The sequence below is a fragment of the Streptomyces sp. NBC_01304 genome (genome assembly GCF_035975855.1).
Classification (GTDB): domain Bacteria; phylum Actinomycetota; class Actinomycetes; order Streptomycetales; family Streptomycetaceae; genus Streptomyces.
The window spans coordinates 1,736,130-1,755,837 of the sequence record NZ_CP109055.1; the positions used below are offsets into that span (position 1 = coordinate 1,736,130).

Consider the following 19,708-nt stretch of genomic DNA (forward strand, 5'->3'; position numbering starts at 1 on the left):
AGCGGCAGGTCAGGGCCGGCCGTCGTGCGGGACGGCGCGGGCCGCGGCCAGTTGGGCCCGCGACTGGACACCCAGCTTCCGGTAGATGCGCGTCAGCATCGTCTCCACGGTCTTGACGCTGAGATGGAGCCGGGACGCCGCCTCACGATTGCTCGCACCCGCCGCGACCAGCGACGCCAACTGCTCCTCCGCCGTGGTGAGTCCCTCACCCGCCCCGCGGGCACCACCGCCCGCGTCGAGCCGGGCCAGCGCCTCCCCGACCAGGGCCTGCCAGGCGTGCGCGTCGGCCGCGGCGAAGAGGTCCAGGGCGTCTACGAGCGCCTGCCGCGCACCCGCCCGGCGACGCTGACGCAGGCGCGTACGGGACAACAGCCAGAGGCAACGCCCGCGTTCGAGAGGCAGCCCGAGCGCTTCAAAGCGTTCTGCGGCCGACTCCAGGAGGGCCGCGGCCCGGGCCGCCTCGCCCAGCGCCGTGAGGTTCACCGCGCCCGCCCGGTCGAGAGCGGCCAGGGTGCTGGTACGCCCCAACTCGCGCGCTGTACCGGCGTATTGCTCGATCACGCTACTTGCCTCGTCGTTTCTTCCGGCCAGCGCGAACGCCTCCGCGAGGTCGGCGTGCCAGCGCAACAGCGAGGGATCGCCGACCTGTTGGGCCCGCTCCCCCTCCCGTACCAGCGACAGCTGCTCGACGGCGTCGGCCGCGCTGCCGGTGACGAGATGGACCATGCCGAGGACGTGCCGGTTGCGGGAGAGGAAGACCCGGTCGTGCTCGTCCTGAGAGGCCCGCACCCCGCGCAGCGCGAAGGCCCGGGCCCGCTCGAAGCTGCCGCCGGCGGCCTCGGCGACGGCGGCGGTATACCAGCAGGGCCCCGGTGACCCGCCCGCCTCGGCGGTGACCCGTACGGCGCGCTCGGCGTGCCGCAGGGCCGCGGCGCAGCGCCCGGCGCGGGCCTCGGTCTCGGCGAGGCCCCGCAACACCTCGACCAAGTCCTCGGCGTCGCCGGAGCGTTCGGCGACCGGCAGCAGGTCGAGCAGCCCGGCCCGGGCCCGGTCCAGGCGGTCGTCGAACAGATCGTGCCGCACCCGCAGAAAACGCGGCTGATTGCGTACGTGGACGGGCTCGCCCGGCACCGCGGCGGCGAGCGCCCGCTCCAGGGTGGCCTCGGCGTCCGCCTCGCCGAGCACGCGTTCCAGGCGGGCCCGCATGGTCAGCGCCATGACGGCGACGCCCGGCTGCCGGGCCCGCTCGGCGAGCGCGGCGGCACGGGCCGCGGCGCCGCGGGCCTTGACCGGGTCGCCGTACAGGTTGGCCTTCCAGGCGAGGCGCAGCTGCACGGCCGCCAGGAGTCCCGGGTCGCCGGCGGCCTCGGCGCCGGCCCGGGCGAATTCCTCGTCCACGTCGTCGAGGGCCTGCCCGGCCGCGTCGATCACGGCGAGCAGGGCGCCGACGCGTTCACCGGGCCGCGCGGAGTGCTCAAGGACCTCGGCCGCGGCCCGGCGTGCGAGGTCGGCCCGTCCGGCGCACCCGGCATCGTCGGCGGCGGCGACGAAGCGGCGGACGGCGTCGGCGTGGGCGGTGCTCGTTCCTTGTGGCGTACGTACTTTGGGCTGGTTCCCTTCTGGCGTACGCGCTCCGGGTCGCGCCCCGCTCCCCTCCCCCAGCGGCGTCCGGCGGGCCGCGAGCAGGCCCAGTTCGGCCGCCTTGCCCCGGTCGCCGCGGGCACGGGCCGTGTCCGCCGCGGCCTCCAGTTCCGCGGCGAGGCCCGCGTCGATGTCGTCGGTGGCCAGCGCCCGGTGGCGGGCGGCCTCCACCGGGTCGGTGACCGCGTGGGTGAGGGCGCGGTGGGCGGCCGAGCGGTCCGCCCAGCTGCTGCTCTCGACCAGGACGAGGGCCAACACCTCAGCGGTGAAGCCGAGTTCGTCGGCGCCGAAGACGGCCAGCCCGTCCCGGGCGGCGAGCCGCAGGTCCTCCTCGACGTCGCGGCTCGCCGCGCGCCGCAGCAGCGCGGGGGTGGGCCGGTCGGCGAGGGCCGCGGTCAGCAGCGTGCGGCGCACGGCGGCCGGGAGCGCGTCGAGCCTGCGGCGGACCATCGCGCGGACCCGCTCGGGCACGGGCAGCGCGTCCAGCGGGTGCGGCGGGCTGCGCAGCGCGGCGACCGCGCGGCCGAGTTCCAGGGCGATGCGGGGGTTGCCGCCGCTGGCCCGGTGGATGCGGCCGGAGAGGCGGGCCGTGAGGTGTTGCCCGGCGAGCAGGGCGGCGACTTCGTCGGCGGCGAGCGGTTCGACGGTGAACGTCGGTGCTCCGTCGAGGAATTGGGGCGCGGTGTCGGCCGCGCCGATCACGTCGACGGGGAGTCCGGCCAGGCAGGTCAGGGCGGCTTCGCTGGCGGGGTCGGTGCAGTGCGCGTTGTCCACGACGATCAGACAGGGCCCGGCTTCGTGCAGCACCGCGGTCAGGGCGAGGCGTACCGCCAGGGGGTCCGGTTCACCGCCGGGTGGCGGCGTGTCGTGGCGCAGGACTGCGGTGGCGGCTTGGCGCTGTGGCAGGGGGAGCAGGTCGACGCGGCGGTCGGGCAGGGCGAGCAGGAGGTCGGCGACCGTGGCGAACGGGACGGCGTGGTCCGGGGGTTGGGGGCACAGGTAGAGCACGCGTTCGCCGCGTGCGGCCGCGCGTTCGGCGAGCGCGTCGAGAAGTGCGGTCTTGCCGATGCCCGGCGGGCCGCTCACCAGCAATCGCCGCTCACGCCGCAGGTCCTGCTCGGCGCGGACCACGGTCTCGGTCCTCACCCTCGCTCCCGTTCAGGGCAATGGGTCCGGGCCGGCCGCCAGAAGAGATTTTCCCCACCCCGCCCCTTCCCGTAATTCTGCGAAGCCTTCCGCCCCGCGGGCGGTGTCCTCAAACGCCGGACGGGCTGGGAGAGCGCGGCGTGCGGATGGGGCCGGACGGGCTGGGAGAGCGGGACGCGCAGACATCGCCCCACGGCCGCACGGAGCCGCACATGCAGACATCGCCGGACAGGCCGTTGGATCAGCCCGACCCCGCAGCCAAGCAGACGTGCCATCCGTACCCTCCCCACCCAGACGTACGGGGAGGGTACGGCCAACTTCGCTACGGTGCGCGGAGATCCACCAGTTCCGCCAGGGCCTCGCGGTGGCGGCCCGCCGTGCCCAGCGCGATCGAGTCGGACTTGGCGCGCTTCAGGTAGAGGTGGACGGGGTGTTCCCAGGTCATGCCGATGCCGCCGTGCAGCTGAAGGGCTTCCTCCGCCGCGTGCACCGCCATGGGGGCGCAGTACGCCTGGGCCAGGGCGACGGCCAGGGGGGCCTCCGCCGAGTCGACCGCCAGTGCGTCGGCCGCGTTGCGGGCCGCGGCGCGGGCGTTCACGGTCTCCAGCCACAGCTCGGCCAGGCGGTGCTTGAGGGCCTGGAAGGAGCCGACGGGGCGGTTGAACTGGTTGCGCTCGCGGGTATAGCGGACCGTCTCGGTCAAGCACCAGTCGGCGAGGCCGAGTTGCTCGGAGGCGAGCAGTCCGGCGCCGGACAGCAGGCCCCTGCGTACGGCCGGAGCGGCATCCGTGTGCAGGGCGCGCGCACGGGCGCCGGTCAGGGTGACCGCGGCGAGCGGGCGGGTCAGGTCGAAGGCCGTCTGCGGCTCGACGACGACTGCGTTCTCGGTGGACTGGGCGGTGTCGACGGCGTACAGACCGCCGTCGGCGACGACGAGCAGCACATCGGCGGCCGCCGCGTCCGCGACTCCGGTGATGCGCCCGTGCAGGCGCTCACCCTCGGAACGTACGACGTCGTAGGCGGCGTCCGGCGCCGTCGACAGCGGCAGCGCGAGCGCCCCGACCGACCGGCCGGACGCCAACACCGAGAGCAGTTCGGCGACTTCGGGACGCGCGGAGTCACAGCCGAGCAGCACCTCGGTGGCGATCACCGCGCTGGTCAGGTAGGGCACCGGGGCGACCGCGCGCCCCAACTCCTCCAGGACCACCGCCGCTTCGCGGTGCGTGGCGCCCTGCCCGCCGAGCGCCTCCGGCACCAGCAGGCCCGCGAGGCCCATGTCGGTGCCGAGCGCCTTCCACAGCTCGCTGTCGTGCGGCTCGCCCGATTCCGTGCGCGCGATGACGGCCGCGGCGTCGCAGCGGTCGGCGAGGAGGGAGCGTACGGCAGAACGGAGTTCGTCCTCCGTCTCGGAGTACAAGAGGTCGCTCATCGCGCCAGGTCCTTCCATGCGACGTCCTTGTCGGTACGCGGTTCGGAGGGCAGTCCGAGGACGCGTTCGGCGACGATGTTGAGCAGCACCTCGCTGGTGCCGCCCTCGATGCTGTTGCCCTTGGAGCGGAGGTAGCGGTAGCCGGCCTCGCGGCCCACGAAGTCGACGATCTCGGGGCGGCGCATCGTCCAGTCGTCGTACAACAGGCCCTCCTCGCCGAGGAGTTCGACCTCCAGGCCGCTGACCTTCTGGTTGAGGCGGGCGAAGCCCAGCTTCATGCCAGAGCCCTCGGGCCCGGGGTGCCCGGCGACGAGCTGCTGGCGCAGGCGTTCGCCGGTGAGGCGGGCGACCTCGGTCTCGACCCAGAGCTGGAGCAGGCGCTGGTGGAGGTCGTGGGTGCGCAGCTCGGGGCGTTCGCGCCAGGCCTTGGCGACCGGGGCGATCATGCCGCCCTCGCGGGGCAGGCGCATGCCGCCGATGGCGACGCGCTCGTTCATGAGGGTCGTCTGGGCGACCTTCCAGCCGTCGCCGATCTCGCCGAGGCGCATGGCGTCGGGGATGCGTACGTCCGAGAGGAAGACCTCGTTGAACTCGGCCTCGCCGGTGATCTGCCGCAGCGGCCGCACTTCGACGCCCGGGTCGGTCATGTCGCACACGAAGTACGTGATGCCCCGGTGCTTGGGCAGGTCGGGGTCGGTGCGGGCGATGAGGATGGCCCAGCGGGCGTTGTGGGCGTTGGACGTCCAGACCTTCTGGCCGTTGACCACCCACGCGTCACCGTCACGGACCGCACGGGTGCCGAGCGCCGCGAGGTCGGAGCCCGCGCCGGGCTCGCTGAAGAGCTGGCACCACACCTCCTCGCCGACCCACAGCGGGCGCAGCAGGCGCCGCTTCTGCTCGTCGGTGCCGTACGCGAGGATCGTCGGCGCGGCCATGCCGAGGCCGATGCCGATGCGGCGCGGGTCGTTGTCGGGCGCGCCCGCGGCCTCCAGCTCGGCGTCGACGACGGCCTGCAAGGAGCGCGGCGCACCGAGTCCGCCCAGGCCCTCGGGGAAATGCACCCAGGCGAGTCCGGCGTCGAAGCGGGCCTTGAGGAAGTCGAGGCGGTCGGTGCTCTCCGGTGGGTGTGCGGCGAGCAATTCCCTGGTACGCAGGCTGAGTTCGGCGGCGTCCGTCATGCTCGGGCTCCTTCGGGGATGACGGCCAGACGACCGGTGGTGACGCCGTCCGCGACGCGCTGGACGGCGGCCGCGGCGTCCTTGAGCGGCACCCGCTCGGAGATCAGCGGCTTGACGACGCCCTCGGCGGCGAGCCGGGTCAGCTCGTCGTGGCAGGCTCGGATCGAGGCCGGGTCCTTGGTGTTGTACAGACCCCAGTGGAGCCCGACGATCGCGTAGTTCTTCACCAGGGCGTGGTTGAGCGCGGGCGCGGGGATGGCGCCGCTGGCGAAACCGACGACCAGGATGCGGCCCTCGAAGGCCACGACCTTCGTGGACTGCTTGTAGGCGTCCCCACCCACCGGGTCGTAGATCACGTCGGCGCCGCGGCCGCCGGTGGCGTCCTTCACGGCGGCGATCACGTCGTCGGTGCGGCGGTCGATGACGACGTCGCAGCCCAGCTCGTCGGCGACCCGTACCTTGTCGGCGCCGCCGACCACGCCGATGACCCTGGCCCCGGCGGCCTTGCCCAGCTGCACGGCGGCACTGCCGACGCCGCCCGCGGCCGCGTGCACCAGCAGGGTCTCGCCCGCCTGGAGGTGCGCGCGGCGGTGCAGGCCGAACCAGCCGGTCTGGTAGCCGATGTGCAGGGCGGCGGCCTCCGCGTCGTCGAGTGCGTCGGGCGCGGGCAGCAGGGCGGCCTCGTCGGCGAGCGCGTACTCGGCGAATCCGCCGTGCGGCAGCGCGGGGTTGGCGATGACGCGTCGGCCGTCCTCGGTCTCGCCGCAGATCTCCACGCCCGGGGTGAAGGGCAGCGGGGGGCGGATCTGGTACTGGCCGCGGCAGAGCAGCGCGTCGGGGAAGTTGATGTTCGCCGCCCGGACCTTCAGCAGGAGCTGGCCCTCGCCGGGGGTCGGCGTGTCGGCCTCTTCGAGGCGCATCACCTCGCCCGGCTCGCCGTTCTCATGCACTCGCCACACCTGCATTGGGCCTCCCAGGGGGGTAACCGTGGACCGGGGTTGCTGCTGCATACTAAGCGGTCGCTTGCTCCTGTGGGAACGGGTGGGCGCCGTCAATCACGCGTTTTGATTCCCCACCCCGCCCCTTCCCGTAAGGCTGCCGCCGGCATAAATCAGCCCGTCCGGCGATTGAGGACACCGCCCGAAGGGCGGAACGCGGCGCAGCCTTACGGGAAGGGGCGGGGCGGGGAAGAGAAAGTGTTCTCCATGCGTAACAGATCGCAGTCCCCCCACCGCCTGTGCGCGGCGGCGCTGACCGTTCTCCTCGCGGCATCACTCACGGTCGGCAAGGCCGCGGCGGACGCCGACCCGCGCCCCGTCCCCGAGCACCTGCTGGTGCCCGGCATCCCGCTCACCCCGGAAGCTCCCTATCAGCAGGACACGCCCGACCAGGGCACCACGCTCCCCCGGCAGGACGGCTCGCGGCCCACGGACCCGAATCCGGGTGCGGAGTACGCCGCCCCGAGCACGCCCATCGAGTACGTCCCGCCCGCGGAGCAGCAGATGCCCGGCGCCCGGCAGCGCCCGTACTGCTCCACGAGCACCGGTCCCCGGCAGCGGCAGGTCGAGTCGTACCTCGGGCTGAAGGTCGACGGCCGGCAGTCGGCCGCCGACTGCCGGGCGGTCCGGAACTTCCAGCTCTCGGTCGGGGTCCGCCCTTCGAACGGCTTCGCCGGACCCGTCACCCATCAGCTGCTCGCCCTGCGCTGGGCCAGGACGCACACCGACCGGCTGAAGGGATGCCCCCAGCGGCGCGGCCGGGTCGTCTGTGTGGATCTGAGCCGGCAGCTGCTGTGGGTGCGCCAGGACGACACGATGCTGTTCCGGCCGGTGCTCATCCGCAGCGGCCGGGCGGGCCTGCCGACGCGCACGGGATGGTTCAAGGTGGGCTACCGCGTCAAGAACGAGTGGTCCAGGCTGTACAACTCGCCCATGCCGTTCAGCCAGTACTTCAGCGGCGGGCAGGCCCTGCACGGCACGTACGGGAACATCTTCAGGCCGCCGGGCTCGCACGGCTGCGTCAACCTTCGGTACGTGGACGCCGAGCGGCTGTGGAAGGTGCTGCGCCGGGGCGATCGCATCTACGCGTGGGGGCATCGGCCGGGCTCCTGACGACGGCCGGAGCGAGCAAGCAGCGAGGCCCCGCCCGATTCCGGGCGGGGCCTCGCTGTGGCGCAGGGTGGTTCAGTGCTGCGGCGCAGGGTGGCTCAGTCCGCGATGATCTCGGCGATCCGTGGCGCGGCACTGCCCTCGCTCCACTCCAGGCGCACCGCGTCCCCGGTCAGAGTCGTGGGCAACTTGGCGTACGCGCCCGTCAGTTCGCCCACGGCCTTCCACTCGCCGCTACTGCGCACCTGCACCCGGGCCCGGACCGGATCTCCGGTCTGCAGCACGGTCACCGCGTGCAACGCCTTCGCCGGGCCCAGCTCCACCACCAGGCTCTCGCCGGCCTGCGGGGCCCTCGCTGCCCGGTACACCGTCGCGGGGTCGCCGTCCGCGGCGGCGGACAGGGTGCTGCCCGGCTCGGCGGGCGGGCCGCCGCTCACCTCGACGCCGGCCCCGGCCACGCCGAACTCCCGTACCACCAGCCAGTAGTCCTGCCCGGCAGTCGCTCGGGCCCGCACGTAACGGGCCTCGGTCCCGGCCGGCGGGGTGAAGGTGACCTCCGCCTTCCCGGAGAAGGTGGTCAGCGCCTTCCACTCCTTTCCGTCCGCGGAATACTCGAGGACGCCCTCGTGCAGATAGTCGTTGGTGCTCCCCGCCTTGCCCATGGCGAGCCGCACCGCGCCGAGTTCACGGGACCGGCGCAGATCGAGGCCGATCGAAGTGCCCGCCTTCGGGGCGCCGTTGCTCCAGTAGTACGTCGCGTCGTCGCCGTCCGACATCCGCGCGGGCGGGTTGTCCTGGTAGGTGCCGAGCGTGCTCGTCGCCTTGGGGCGGCCCGCGACGCCGAGCAGCCGGTCGTGCTCGGCGATCGCGTCGTCGACGAACGCGTCGAGGACGCCGTCACCGAGGAGGACCGGGACGGTCCCGCCGCCGGGTTTGGTGGTCGTGAACGACCTGGCCTTCTTGACCAGTTCGGGCAGTTCCTGCCGCAGCTTCCAGGCCGTCGCGCCGTCCCCCTCCCGGCTGGCGCCGACCATCCGCAGCGCGGTGGACGCGGCCTTGCCCCAGGCCTCGGCGGAGTCCAGCCAGGGGGCCGCGTCGGCCAGGAAGCCGGGCTCGGGCAGGCGCGAGCGCAGCACGCCGGGTGCGGCGCCGAACTCCTGGAGCACCCGCGCGAGGCGCGCCTCGTCGCCCTTGTCCCAGAACTCCTTGAAGGCGGCGGCCAGTTCGGGCGCCTGCTGCTCGTTGAGGAGCGAGCCGTAGCTCGCGTCGGAGAACACCCGAAGCGCCCGCTCGGCCCGTGCGTCGCCGCCCGCCATCTCCTTGAGGGCCGCGCTCCATGACGTACGCGGGTCGTAGTCCTGGTCGTTCCAGGTGTAGTCGGCGACCGTGAAGAGCGCGATCTTCGAGGCGTACGGCTGGATCATCGGGTTCGCCGTGATGCCGGCCAACTCCTCGGCGAGGCCCTTCTCACGGCCGTTGAACGGGCCGAGCAGCAGGCGGTTCGGCACGTAGTCGTTCACCGGGTAGTTGTCCCAGGTGAGGATGGGGTGCCCGAACACCTCACGGGCCTTCTTCGCCTCGGCGACCGTCATCGTGGGGGCGATCACCCCGATGCCGGTCCACTCAACGAGGACGTCCTTGTCGAGCTGCTCGGCGAGGGCCTTCTTGTACGGGGACGGGGTGACGTCGTAGTACTCGGTGGGCACCATCTGCAGGGGCTGGGCGCCGGGGTTCTTGGCCATGAACTCGCGGTTGACCCGGTTGAGCAGATGCGCCTGCGCGGCGCCCGCCGCGCCTCCGCCCGTGCCCCATTTGGCCTCGTCGGCGGGGCAGTTCCAGTCGGTGTAGCTGATGTCGTCAAGCGGCACGGCGAAGGTGCGTACGCCGATGTCCCAGATGGTCTGGAACTTGTCGGCGAGGGCCTTGACCTCGGCGTCCGAGCTGTAGCAGACGGACAGGCCCGGCGAGAGGGCGTAGGTGAACTCGACGTGCCGCTCGCGGGCCCGGTCCACCAACTCCTTTATTTTGGCGAGCTGTTCGGCGGGGTAGGGCTCGCGCCACTTCTCCCGGAGGTAGGGGTCATCCTTGGGCGAGTAGACGTAGATGTTCATCTTGTGCGCGCCGTAGAAGTCGAGCTGGTCCAGGCGTGCCTCGTGCGACCAGGGGGTGCCGTAGAAGCCCTCGATGACGCCGCGCAGCGCGGTGGCGGGCCAGTCGCGGACGGCGATGCCGCGCACCTGGGTGCCTGGCCGGTCACGGTGCGGGAGGAGTTGGCGCAGGGACTGGGCCGCGTAGTAGGTGCCCGTCGCGTCGGCGCCGGCCAGGACGATGCGGTTCTTGCCGATGCCGAGGACATGGCCGCCGGACGGCAGGCCTGCCGGACCCTGCAGGCCGAGGGCCTTGAGGGCGTCGGCGGAGGACGGGTTCTCGGATGGGCCGCCGACGTAGACGTTCAGGCCGTCGGCTGCGGCGCTGTGGCTGCGTACGACCTTGCGTGCGCCTGCGGTGCGCAGGGCGCCTCGGGTGACGTCGAGAGCGGCGGGGTCGGTCTGCTCGCCGGTCACCAGGGTGACGGTGCCGGTGACCGTGACCCGGTCCGTGCGCTCCTTGACGGACTGGGGCGTCGGCGTGATCCGCGGGACCGGCGGGTCCTCGCCCGGCGGGGCCCCGGACGCCTGGCCGGGGACGCTCAGGCCCAGGGCGAGGACGGCGGCTATCGCGCCGACGAGGGCGGCGCGGGGCGGGCGGAACGACACAGGTCCTCCAGGTGTTCGCGCGACACGGCTCGACACAGGTGCACTCGGGTCCACTCGACTCCCAGGATTCACACGGGTCTTGAGGGTGTGTCAATGAACGTTCCGGGCATGGGCATGGATCTTTGTGCGCGTACGCGCTATCGATGCGCCATGACTGAGACGCGTCTGCCCGGACTGCCCGCCCCTCCCCCGCCCGGCGCGAGCGCGCTGCCGCCCGGCACCTTCGACGACGCGGTGGTCCTGGTCACCGGCGGTGGCACGGGGCTCGGGAAGGCGATCGCTGCCGAGTTCGCGCGGCTCGGCGCGGATCTGGTGATCGCCAGCCGGAAGCCCGAGCATCTGAAGGCCGCCCACGACGAACTCTCCGCGTTGGGCGGGCGGGTGCTGACCGTCGCGTGCGACATCCGCGACCCGGAGCGCATCGCCGAGGTCTTCGACGCGGCCGAGGCCGAGCTGGGACTGCCCGGCGTGCTCATCAACAACGCGGCCGCGAACTTCCCCGTCCCCGCCGAGGACATCTCGCCGAACGCCTGGCGCTCCGTCGTCGACATCACGCTGACCGGCACGTTCTTCATGACGCGCGAGTTCGGGCGCCGCCACCTCGCCGCCGGCACGCCGGCCTCGATCGTCGACGTCGGCGCCTCGTACGCCTGGACGGGCGGCCCCGGCTTCGCACACAGCGCGGCGGCCAAGGCGGGCGTGAAGAACCTCGTCGAGACACTTGCCGTCGAGTGGGGCCCGTACGGCATCCAGGTCAACGGGCTCGTGCCCGGTCTGATGCCGCACGAGGACATGACGGCCGACATCCGCGCGAACCTGGAGCAGGCGCGCCACGACAAGGACGACCGGCAGCCCGCCCTGCGCGTCGGGGCGCCCCGCGAACTGGGCTGGGCCGCCACCTTCCTGGCCTCCCCCTACGCCCGCTTCATCACCGGCCACACGCTGGTCGTGGACGGGGCGAACTGGCAGCGGCGCGGGCTGGTGAGTCCGCCGGTGGTGCCGGTGCGGGAGCAGATGGGGCGAGGGCCCTTCGAAGGGTGATTCCCGTTCGCGGGACAGGGGTCACTTGCCCTCGAAGGACGGCGGCCGGCGCTTGGCCTTCGCCGCGTAGCCCTCCCGGGAGTCCTCCGAGGTCAGCGTCAGCGCCGCCGTCATCGCCGTGCGGTCCAGGGCCTCGGCGAGGCCCGTGTCCGCGTAGGCGTCGATGTCGCGTTTGATGCCCTGCACGGCGAGCGGGGCGTTTGCCGCGATCTCGGCCGCGACCGCGCGGGCGGCCTTCTCCAACTCGGCCAGGGGTGTGGTGAGTTGCAGCAGGTTGAGCCGTTCCGCCGTGGCCGCGTCGATACGCCGCCCGGTGAGCGCCAGCATCTTCGCCCAGCCGGCGCCCGCGTCCCGGGCGATGCGCAGATCGCCGCCCGCGTCGACGGCTACCCCGATCTGCGCCTCGGGCAGCGCGAACACCGCGTCGTCCGCCGCGATCCGGATGTCCGCCATGAGTGCCAGCTCGAAGCCGAAGCCGAGGCAGTAGCCCTGCACGGCCGCGACCACGGGCTGCGGCAGCGTGGCGAAGACCTTGAACCGCTCGTGCACCCAGCGGATGCCCTCGTAGTAGTTGCGGGTCCGCTCCGCGCCCGAACGCCCGGTGATCGCCCCGCCGGGCGCGGTGACGTCGATGCCCGCACAGAAAGCCCGGCCCTCGGCGCGCAGCAGGACCGCCCTGACGGAGTCGTCGAAGCGGATCCGGTCGGCCATGATGCCGAGCTGCCGGGTGGATTCCCAGCTCCAGCCGTTGAGCTTGTCCGGGCGGCAGAGGGTGAGGATGCCGAGGCCGTCCTCGACGTCGAGGCGGAGGCGTTCCTCGCCCTCCGGGATGTCCGTACCGGTGGTGTCGATCACCCGAGCCCCCTGCGCCGCAACGATTCTGACGGACCGTCACCATAGGGGGCCCGGCCGGGAGACTGAAGGTCCCCGGCTAGGGCATCTCGCGGCTGAAGACCTCGAACGACACCGCGGGCCGTCCGCCGAAGCGCTCCGCCGCCCGCCCCGTCGTCATGGTCAGGAAGTTGCGTACGTACGTCTGAGGGTCCTCGTCCGTGAGCCCTTCGATGTACGTGCGATGGGCGAGCAGTGACTGGACGGCCCGCTCGAACCCCGGTGTGGCGTCCACCGCGTGCGTGGCCTTCGAGGATCCGGCGACGGCGACCCAGCGCACGCCGTTCCAGGGTTCCAGGCCCTGCTCCTCGATGAGTTCGGGGAAGATCCAGCGGTTGCCGGCGTCGGCGGCCGCCTCGATGGTGGCGCGGCCGACCGCCATGTGGTCGGGGGTGTTGAGGAACACGCCGCCGAAGGTCTCGCGGTGATTCAGCGTGATGAGCAGTTCGGGCCGGTGCCTGCGGATGGCCGCGGCGATGTCGCGGCGCAGCCCGAGGCCGTACTCCACGATGCCGTCCTTGTGGTCCAGGAACTCGACCGTGGACACCCCGACGACGGCCGCGCTGTCCCGCTGCTCCTGCTCGCGCAGCGGGGCGCACTTGGCGGGCTCGATCGAGTCGATGCCCGCCTCACCCCGGGTGGCGAGGAGATAGGTCACCTCGCGGCCGCCGTCGGTCCAGCCCGCGACGGCCCCGGAGCAGCCGTACTCCAGGTCGTCGGGGTGGGCGACGACGGCGAGGGCCCGCTGCCAGTCCTCGGGCATGGGTTGCAGTTGATCCACTGGCTGAACAGGCATTTCGGTCATGCACGCAGGTTAGGCGTCAGGCCTCGTCGCGGGCCAGGGCCAGGAGCCGGTCGAGTACGCGCGGGCCGCCCGCGCGCACCCCGTCGTGCTCGAACTCGTCGGTGACCCAGGTGCGCAGGCCACGGATGGTGCGGGCGGTGGCCAGGGAGTGCCCGGTGTCGACGTACATGTCGTCGTGGTAGACGGCGGCGGCGACCGGCACCTCGTTGCGCGCCAGGCGGGCCGGGTCGTAGAGGGGTGTCCAGTCGGTGCGGGCGGCGAGGAGTTCGGTGGTCTCGCGCAGCGGGGCGAGCGCGGGGTCGCTCTCGAACTGCCAGGGATGGATGGACTCCCCGGTGAACAGGACCGGGTCCTCGCCCTTGAGGGACCGGGCCGCGTCGAACTCGGGGAACTCGGCGCGCACCCGCTCGGCCGCCCAGTTCGTGGGCTCCTGGCCCTGCCCGTAGATCGCCTCGTGCAGGAGGGCGAACAGCGGGCGGCCCGCGTAGGACAGCGACGTCTGGACGTCCTCCTGGAAGGCGTCGGAGAACTCCGGGCCGCCCGGGGTACGGACGAACGCGTTCTCCAGGAGGTAGTGCAGCCGGTGGCTGCCGTCGCCCGAGCCGAGCAGGATGCCCAGCGACTGGAACGCCTCGACGGTCAGCCGGTAGCCGCCGGGCAGGGTGACCGGTCCGTGCTCGGCGAGGTGGGCGGCGATCTGCCGGGCCCGCTCGACGTCCTGCGGGTAACGGGCGTAGTGCGCGGCGTTCTTGCGGGCGATGCGCGGGTACGCGGCCCGGTAGACGTCGTCCGCGCGGGCGTCCAGGGACGGCAGTCCGCCGGTGACCAGGGCCATGCTCAGGCCCTCGGGCGCCGTGGACAGGTAGTGCGTGGTGCAGAACCCGCCGAAGCTCTGCCCCAGCACCGTCCAGGGGGCGCCGCCGGTGACGTCGGCGCGGACGGCCTCGCAGTCGCGGACGATGGAGTCGGCCCTGAAGTGCGCGAGGTAGTCGGCCTGTTCGGCGGGGCCGCCGCGGAGCGGGAGCGTCTGGCGGTTCGCGGGGGTGGAGCGTCCGGTGCCGCGCTGGTCGAGGAGCAGCACCCGGAACTCGCGCACGGCGCGGCCGAGCCACGCCTCCCGCCCGACGAAGCGCCGCACGCTGCAGCCGGGGCCGCCCTCCAGGTACACCAGCCAGGGCAGCCCGGCATCCACCCGGTCGCTCGCGACGACCTCCCGGGCATACAGCTCGATCGTCTCCCCGTCGGGGCGGGCGTGGTCGAGGGGCACGGTGAAGCGGCGGTCGGTGAGGACGACGCCGGGCTGGCGGTAGGTGGTCAACGAGGCTCCCGGGAGGTGTTCGACTGCTCTCCAGTTCACCACAAACCGATCACCCGGACGCCCCCGCGCCCCCTCCCGCCCGCCGACCCCTCCCCCCGCGCTCCGGCTCCGCCTAAGCTGCGCACATCCGATGATCGAGAAGGAGGGGCCGCGATGCGGGTCGCCCTGTTCCTCACCTGTGTCAACGACACGCTCTATCCGGACACGGGGCGTGCCGTGGTGAAACTGCTGACCAGGCTGGGAGTTGAGGTCGACTTCCCGATGGCCCAGACGTGCTGCGGGCAGGCGCACTACAACACCGGGTACCGGCATCAGGCCGAGCCGCTGGCCCGGCATTTCTCCGATGTCTTCGGGGAGTACGAGGCGATCGTGACGCCGTCCGGTTCCTGTGGGGCGATGGTGAAGGAGCTGTATCCGCGGCTCGGGGAGCGGGCGCGGGCCGAGGGGCGCGGCGATTCCCTCGCACAGGCCCTGGCGCCCGTGGTGCCCAAGACGTACGAGCTCACGGAGTTCCTGGTCGACGTCCTCGGCGTGACCGACGTGGGCGCGTACTACCCGCATTCGGTGACGTACCACCCGACCTGCCACGGACTGCGCGGCCTGCGCCTCGGCGACCGGCCGCGCCGGCTGCTCGAGGCCGTGCAGGGCCTGGACCTGGTGGAGCTGCCGGGGGCCGAGGAGTGCTGCGGCTTCGGCGGCACCTTCGCGGTGAAGAACCCCGACGTGTCGGCGGCGATGGGCGCGGACAAGGTGCGCAACGCCGAGTCCACCGGCGCCGAGGCGCTGTGCGCGGCGGACAACTCGTGCCTGATGCACCTGGGCGGCACGATGGCCCGGCTGCGCACGCCCCTGCGGCCGGTCCACATCGCGGAGATCCTGGCGAGCACCGAAGAGGAGCCCCTGGCATGAGCGGCACGTTCGTGGGAATGCCGGCCTTCCCCAAGGCCGCGCACGAAGCCGTGCACGACGACACCCTGCGCGGCAATCTGCGGCACGCGACGCACACCATCCGCGACAAGCGGGCCCGCGCGGTCGACGAGCTCGCCGACTTCGCCCTGCTGCGCGAGGCGGGCAAGCAGATCAAGGACCACACGCTGCGCCATCTCGACCGGTACCTGGTGCAGTTGGAGGAGTCGGTCACGGCGGCCGGCGGCACCGTGCACTGGGCGGCCGACGCGGACGAGGCCAACCGGATCGTCGCGGACCTCGTCAAGGCGACCGGCCAGAGCGAGGTCGTCAAGGTCAAGTCGATGGCCACGCAGGAGATCGGCCTCAACGAGGCCCTCGAAGCCGAGGGGATCGCCGCGTACGAGACCGATCTGGCCGAGCTGATCGTGCAGTTGGGCCACGACCGGCCTTCGCACATCCTGGTCCCGGCGATCCATCGCAACCGCGGCGAGATCCGCGACATCTTCGCCCGTGAGATGGGCAGTTGGGGCCGTCCCGCCCCCGACGGCCTCGCGGACAGCCCGGCCGAGCTCGCGGAGGCGGCCCGGCTGCATCTGCGGGAGAAGTTCCTGCGCGCGAAGGTCGGGATCTCCGGCGCGAACTTCATGGTCGCCGAGACGGGCACCCTGGTCGTCCTCGAATCCGAGGGCAACGGCCGGATGTGCCTGACCCTCCCCGAGACGCTGATCTCGGTCGTCGGCATCGAGAAGATCGTGCCGACCTGGCGGGACCTGGAGGTGTTCCTGCAGACGCTCCCCCGCTCCTCCACGGCCGAACGCATGAACCCCTACACGACCACCTGGACCGGCACCACGGACGGCGACGGCCCGACCACCTTCCACCTGGTCCTCCTCGACAACGGCCGCACCGACACCCTCGCCGACACGGTCGGCCGCCAGGCACTGCGCTGCATCCGCTGCTCGGCCTGCCTCAATGTGTGCCCGGTGTACGAGCGGGCCGGCGGGCACGCGTACGGCTCGGTCTACCCGGGCCCGATCGGGGCGATCCTCAGCCCCCAACTGCGGGGCACGGCAAGCGAGATCGACGCTTCGCTGCCGTACGCGTCCTCGCTGTGCGGGGCCTGCTACGACGTGTGCCCGGTCGCCATCGACATCCCCGAGGTCCTGGTGCATCTGCGCGAGCGGGTGGTGCAGGGCGGCGAGGTCACCAGTGGCGGGGCCAAGGTGCGCCTCAAGCCCGCGAAGGGGCACGCCGCCGAGCGGGCCGCGATGCGCGCCGCCGGCTGGGCCTTCGCCCGCCCTGCCGCGCTGCGGGCGGGCCAGCGGTTCGCGTCCCGCACCCGCCGGCTGCACCCGCGCAAGCTGCCCGGGCCGGGCAAGGCGTGGAGCGCGAGCCGGGAGCTGCCGAAGGTGCCCGCGGAGTCGTTCCGCGACTGGTGGCAGCGTACGAATGGCGGAACGACCGGGAAGTCACCGAACTCCGGGACCTCCGGGAAGGGCGGGGCGGCGAAGTGAGCAGCAGGGATCTCATCCTGGGGCGGGTGCGGCAGGCGCTCGTCGATGTGCCCGGCGACGAGGCGACGTACGAGCAGGCCGTGAGCCGGGACTATCTGCGGGTGCACGGGTCGCTGAGCACGGCGGAGACCGTCGATCTGCTCGCCGAGAACCTCGCGGACTACCGGGCCATCGTGCACCGGAGCGACCCGGGCGGGCTGCCCGCGCTCCTGGCGCGGCTCCTCGGTGCGCGGGGCGAGCCGGGTGCGCGCAGGGTTCTCGTGCCGCCCGGGTTGCCCGCGCACTGGCTCGACGCGGCGGACGCCACCCCGGTCCCGGACGAGGCCGGGCACACGGCGCACGAGCTGGACGAGGTCGACAGTGTCGTCACCGGGTGCGCCGTCGCGATCGCCGAAACCGGCACGCTCGTCCTCGACGGCTCCCCCGATCAGGGGCGTCGCCGCATCACCCTGATCCCCGACCACCACATCTGCGTCGTCCGCGTCCCCGACCAGGTCGTCTCCTCGGTGCCCGAGGCCCTCGAACGGCTGGACCCGGCGCGACCGCTCACCTGGATCTCCGGCCCGTCCGCGACCAGCGACATCGAGCTGGACCGGGTGGAAGGGGTGCACGGGCCGCGCACCCTTGAGGTGGTCCTGCTGAGCGAGGGCTGAGCCGCGCGGTTAGCGTGAGGTCATGATCCGGTTCGAGCAGGTGACCAAGCGCTACCCGGACGGCACGATCGCCGTGGACGACCTGTCCTTCGAGGTCGCCGAGGGGGAACTGGTCACGCTCGTCGGACCCTCCGGCTGCGGCAAGACGACGACCATGATGATGGTCAACCGGCTGATCGAGCCCTCGTCCGGGCGGATCTACGTCAACGGCGAGGACATCTCGACGGTCGACCCGGTGAAGCTGCGCCGCCGCATCGGCTACGTCATCCAGCAGGTCGGGCTGTTCCCGCATCGCACGATCCTCGACAACACGGCGACCGTGCCGGCCCTGGTGGGCTGGAAGCGCGGCAGGGCGAAGGCGCGGGCCGCGGAGCTGCTCGACATGGTGGGGCTCGACCCGGCGAAGTACGGGTCGCGCTATCCGGACCAGCTGTCCGGCGGGCAGCGCCAGCGGGTCGGGGTGGCGCGGGCGCTCGCCGCGGATCCGCCGGTGCTCCTGATGGACGAGCCGTTCGGGGCGGTGGACCCGGTGGTGCGCGAGCAGTTGCAGGACCAGTTCCTGGAGATGCAGGCCAGGGTCCGCAAGACGGTCCTGATGGTCACGCACGACATCGAGGAGGCGGTCCGGCTCGGCGATCGGATCGCGGTGTACGGGCAGGGCCGCATCGAGCAGTTCGACACCCCCGGCTCGGTCCTCGGCAATCCTGCGACGCCGTACGTCGCCGAGTTCGTGGGCGCCGACCGGGGCCTGAAGCGGCTCTCGGTCACGACGATCGAGCCGGACGACCTGGAGGAGCCGCCGCTGGCCCGCGTCGACGAACGCGCGGCGCAGGCGGCGGCGCGGCTGCGGGAGCAGGGCGCGCGCTGGGCCGTCGTCACCGACGAGGGCGGCGAACTGCACGGCTGGGCGGGCGTCGACGAACTGGCGCTCGCGGGCGAGGCGAAGGTGGGCGAGCTGGCCCACCGGATGAACTCGTGGGTACCGGTGGGCGCCCCGCTCAAGCAGGCCTTCGGCGTGATGCTGCAGCACGACGCGGGCTGGGTCGCGGTGCTCGACGGGGCCCGCTTCCTGGGCGTCCTCACCCCGGCGAAGCTGCATGAGGCCTTGCGGCGGTCGGTGGATGCGGATGCGCAGGGGGTTGGGCGGGACGAAGTCGAGTTCGACTCGGTGGCAGACGCGTAGGGCAAAATCAGCCCCTCCGGCGTTTGAGGAGCGGGGGCCCGGGGGCAGCGCCCCCGCGACCTCCGGCCGGACGACTTCGCCATGACGTCACCGCCCGGCCGAAGCCCCGTGCGACCTGCCGGCCAGGCCTACGGCTTCGTCGTCTTCGCCTGCCGGTGCAGCAGGCCGAACGCCCACCGCTCGTTGAACCCGGCCAGGAAACCCACCGCGCACCAGAAGACCCAGAAATCGGTGCCCTTGGCCGCCGACCCGGCGCCCTCGGTCGGGCACATGTCGGACGTGGTCGCCGGGACCTTGAGGACGTCCACGATGCCGCCGCCGATGATGAAGTACAGGGCGAGCGCGAGGATCCAGCCCACCAGGACCCGGTACACGCCCTCGTGGAACATGGCGCGGAACATCTGCGCGGGCACGATCGACGTCTCCCGGCCGTCGGTGCGACGGGCCGGCGGTTTGCTGCCGTTGCGCACCCGGACCAGCACGCTGAGGGCCGCCCCGAGCGCCCCGACGCCGCCGCACACCACGGCCGCGAGCAGGGTCCAGCGGCTGCTGCAGTTCAGTGAGATGCCGAGCAGGTACAGGACGTCGAGGCCCCACAGCAGGGGCACCCCGAGCAGGACGGCGCTCAGCCCCATCCCCAGCGCGAGGCCCCGGTTGAGGCCTTGGCTGACGGACATCGCACAGTCCTGCTGCAGTCGGGCGTGCAGTTCGGCGATCTCCTGGTCGAGATAGTCGGTGAGGTGCTTGTTGGGCTTCTCCTCGCCCAGCCGTGGATCGGACAGCGCGTTGGCGAGGACCCGCATGACGGTGATCCGCACCGACTCCCGGGTCTTCAGCTCCAGCGCGCGCTGGCTCGCGCTGTAGATCAGCTGGAGTTGGACCTGCTGCTGCGGGTAGGTCGTGCTGAGTCGGACGTACGCGCCGTGCTCACGCTCGGTGACCGAGTCGAGAAGTCCCTCGGGCTGCGGATCGGTCGCCGCGCCCTTCTCGGATAATCGCTGCTGTCGTGCTTCCTGGCTTCCCCCGTTGTCTGTCATGGCATGGCATACAACCGGCTCCGGGCCCCGGCCGGTAGCCCCGCCGCCGCTGCAGTACGGTCACCGTCGCTACGACCTCGTCACGATGACTTACCCCCT

15 protein-coding genes are annotated in these 19,708 nt (G+C 72.6%); 6 read left to right on the forward strand and 9 right to left on the reverse strand.

Annotated features, from left to right (window positions below):
* Nucleotides 1-9: 9 nt before the first annotated feature.
* The 4 genes from OG430_RS07660 to OG430_RS07675 form a co-directional block, all read right to left on the reverse strand.
* Entirely contained in the window at nt 10-2,787 is a 2,778-nt protein-coding gene (locus tag OG430_RS07660) for an AAA family ATPase (protein WP_327351663.1), read from the reverse strand.
* A 322-nt stretch (nt 2,788-3,109) separates the two neighbouring features.
* Nucleotides 3,110-4,216 carry an acyl-CoA dehydrogenase family protein gene (locus OG430_RS07665; RefSeq protein ID WP_327351664.1) on the reverse strand — a complete coding sequence of 369 codons (1,107 nt, stop codon included), beginning with the start codon at nt 4,214-4,216 and terminating at the stop codon, nt 3,110-3,112.
* Nucleotides 4,213-5,394, reverse strand: a complete 1,182-nt coding sequence (locus OG430_RS07670; protein ID WP_327351665.1) for an acyl-CoA dehydrogenase family protein — start codon at nt 5,392-5,394, stop codon at nt 4,213-4,215. Before OG430_RS07670 ends, OG430_RS07665 begins: the two co-directional genes overlap by 4 nt.
* Nucleotides 5,391-6,359: an NADPH:quinone oxidoreductase family protein gene (locus OG430_RS07675; RefSeq protein ID WP_327351666.1), complete on the reverse strand. Its 969-nt coding sequence runs from the start codon at nt 6,357-6,359 to the stop codon at nt 5,391-5,393. The genes OG430_RS07670 and OG430_RS07675 overlap by 4 nt, the downstream gene beginning before the upstream one ends.
* A gap of 240 nt (nt 6,360-6,599) precedes the next feature.
* Here OG430_RS07675 and OG430_RS07680 point away from each other — a divergent pair, with 240 nt between their 5' ends.
* Nucleotides 6,600-7,505: a L,D-transpeptidase gene (locus OG430_RS07680; protein ID WP_327351667.1), complete on the forward strand. Its 906-nt coding sequence runs from the start codon at nt 6,600-6,602 to the stop codon at nt 7,503-7,505.
* Between the two features lie 95 nt (nt 7,506-7,600).
* Here the strand turns inward: OG430_RS07680 and OG430_RS07685 are convergent, their stop codons facing one another.
* Nucleotides 7,601-10,258, reverse strand: a complete 2,658-nt coding sequence (locus tag OG430_RS07685) for a beta-N-acetylglucosaminidase domain-containing protein (RefSeq protein WP_327351668.1) — start codon at nt 10,256-10,258, stop codon at nt 7,601-7,603.
* Between the two features lie 150 nt (nt 10,259-10,408).
* On the opposite strand from OG430_RS07685, the gene OG430_RS07690 reads away from it, so the two are divergent.
* Nucleotides 10,409-11,299 (forward strand): SDR family oxidoreductase, encoded by an 891-nt coding sequence (locus OG430_RS07690; RefSeq protein WP_327351669.1) that lies wholly within the window; start codon nt 10,409-10,411, stop codon nt 11,297-11,299.
* Nucleotides 11,300-11,320: 21 nt separating this feature from the next.
* Here OG430_RS07690 and OG430_RS07695 read toward each other — a convergent pair whose 3' ends face one another.
* The 3 genes from OG430_RS07695 to OG430_RS07705 all read right to left on the reverse strand — a co-directional run bounded on the left by OG430_RS07695 (nt 11,321) and on the right by OG430_RS07705 (nt 14,313).
* On the reverse strand, nt 11,321-12,154 hold the full coding sequence (locus OG430_RS07695; RefSeq protein WP_327351670.1) for an enoyl-CoA hydratase/isomerase family protein: 834 nt from the start codon (nt 12,152-12,154) through the stop codon (nt 11,321-11,323).
* Between the two features lie 76 nt (nt 12,155-12,230).
* Complete coding sequence (locus OG430_RS07700) at nt 12,231-12,986, reverse strand: PIG-L deacetylase family protein (protein ID WP_442816698.1); 756 nt, start codon at nt 12,984-12,986, stop codon at nt 12,231-12,233.
* Between the two features lie 25 nt (nt 12,987-13,011).
* Nucleotides 13,012-14,313 carry an alpha/beta fold hydrolase gene (locus OG430_RS07705; protein WP_327351672.1) on the reverse strand — a complete coding sequence of 434 codons (1,302 nt, stop codon included), beginning with the start codon at nt 14,311-14,313 and terminating at the stop codon, nt 13,012-13,014.
* 153 nt (nt 14,314-14,466) lie between these two features.
* Between OG430_RS07705 and OG430_RS07710 the strand changes: the two genes are divergently transcribed.
* The 4 genes from OG430_RS07710 to OG430_RS07725 are packed head-to-tail and all read left to right on the forward strand — an operon-like array spanning nt 14,467 to nt 18,572.
* Nucleotides 14,467-15,222 (forward strand): (Fe-S)-binding protein, encoded by a 756-nt coding sequence (locus OG430_RS07710; RefSeq protein ID WP_327351673.1) that lies wholly within the window; start codon nt 14,467-14,469, stop codon nt 15,220-15,222.
* Nucleotides 15,219-16,736, forward strand: a complete 1,518-nt coding sequence (locus OG430_RS07715) for a lactate utilization protein B (RefSeq protein WP_327351674.1) — start codon at nt 15,219-15,221, stop codon at nt 16,734-16,736. The genes OG430_RS07710 and OG430_RS07715 overlap by 4 nt, the downstream gene beginning before the upstream one ends.
* Nucleotides 16,733-17,389 carry a LutC/YkgG family protein gene (locus OG430_RS07720; protein WP_327351675.1) on the forward strand — a complete coding sequence of 219 codons (657 nt, stop codon included), beginning with the start codon at nt 16,733-16,735 and terminating at the stop codon, nt 17,387-17,389. The genes OG430_RS07715 and OG430_RS07720 overlap by 4 nt, the downstream gene beginning before the upstream one ends.
* 22 nt (nt 17,390-17,411) lie before the next feature.
* Nucleotides 17,412-18,572, forward strand: a complete 1,161-nt coding sequence (locus OG430_RS07725; RefSeq protein WP_327351676.1) for an ABC transporter ATP-binding protein — start codon at nt 17,412-17,414, stop codon at nt 18,570-18,572.
* A 128-nt stretch (nt 18,573-18,700) separates the two neighbouring features.
* Here OG430_RS07725 and OG430_RS07730 read toward each other — a convergent pair whose 3' ends face one another.
* Nucleotides 18,701-19,609, reverse strand: a complete 909-nt coding sequence (locus OG430_RS07730) for a hypothetical protein (RefSeq protein ID WP_327351677.1) — start codon at nt 19,607-19,609, stop codon at nt 18,701-18,703.
* Nucleotides 19,610-19,708: the final 99 nt, after the last annotated feature.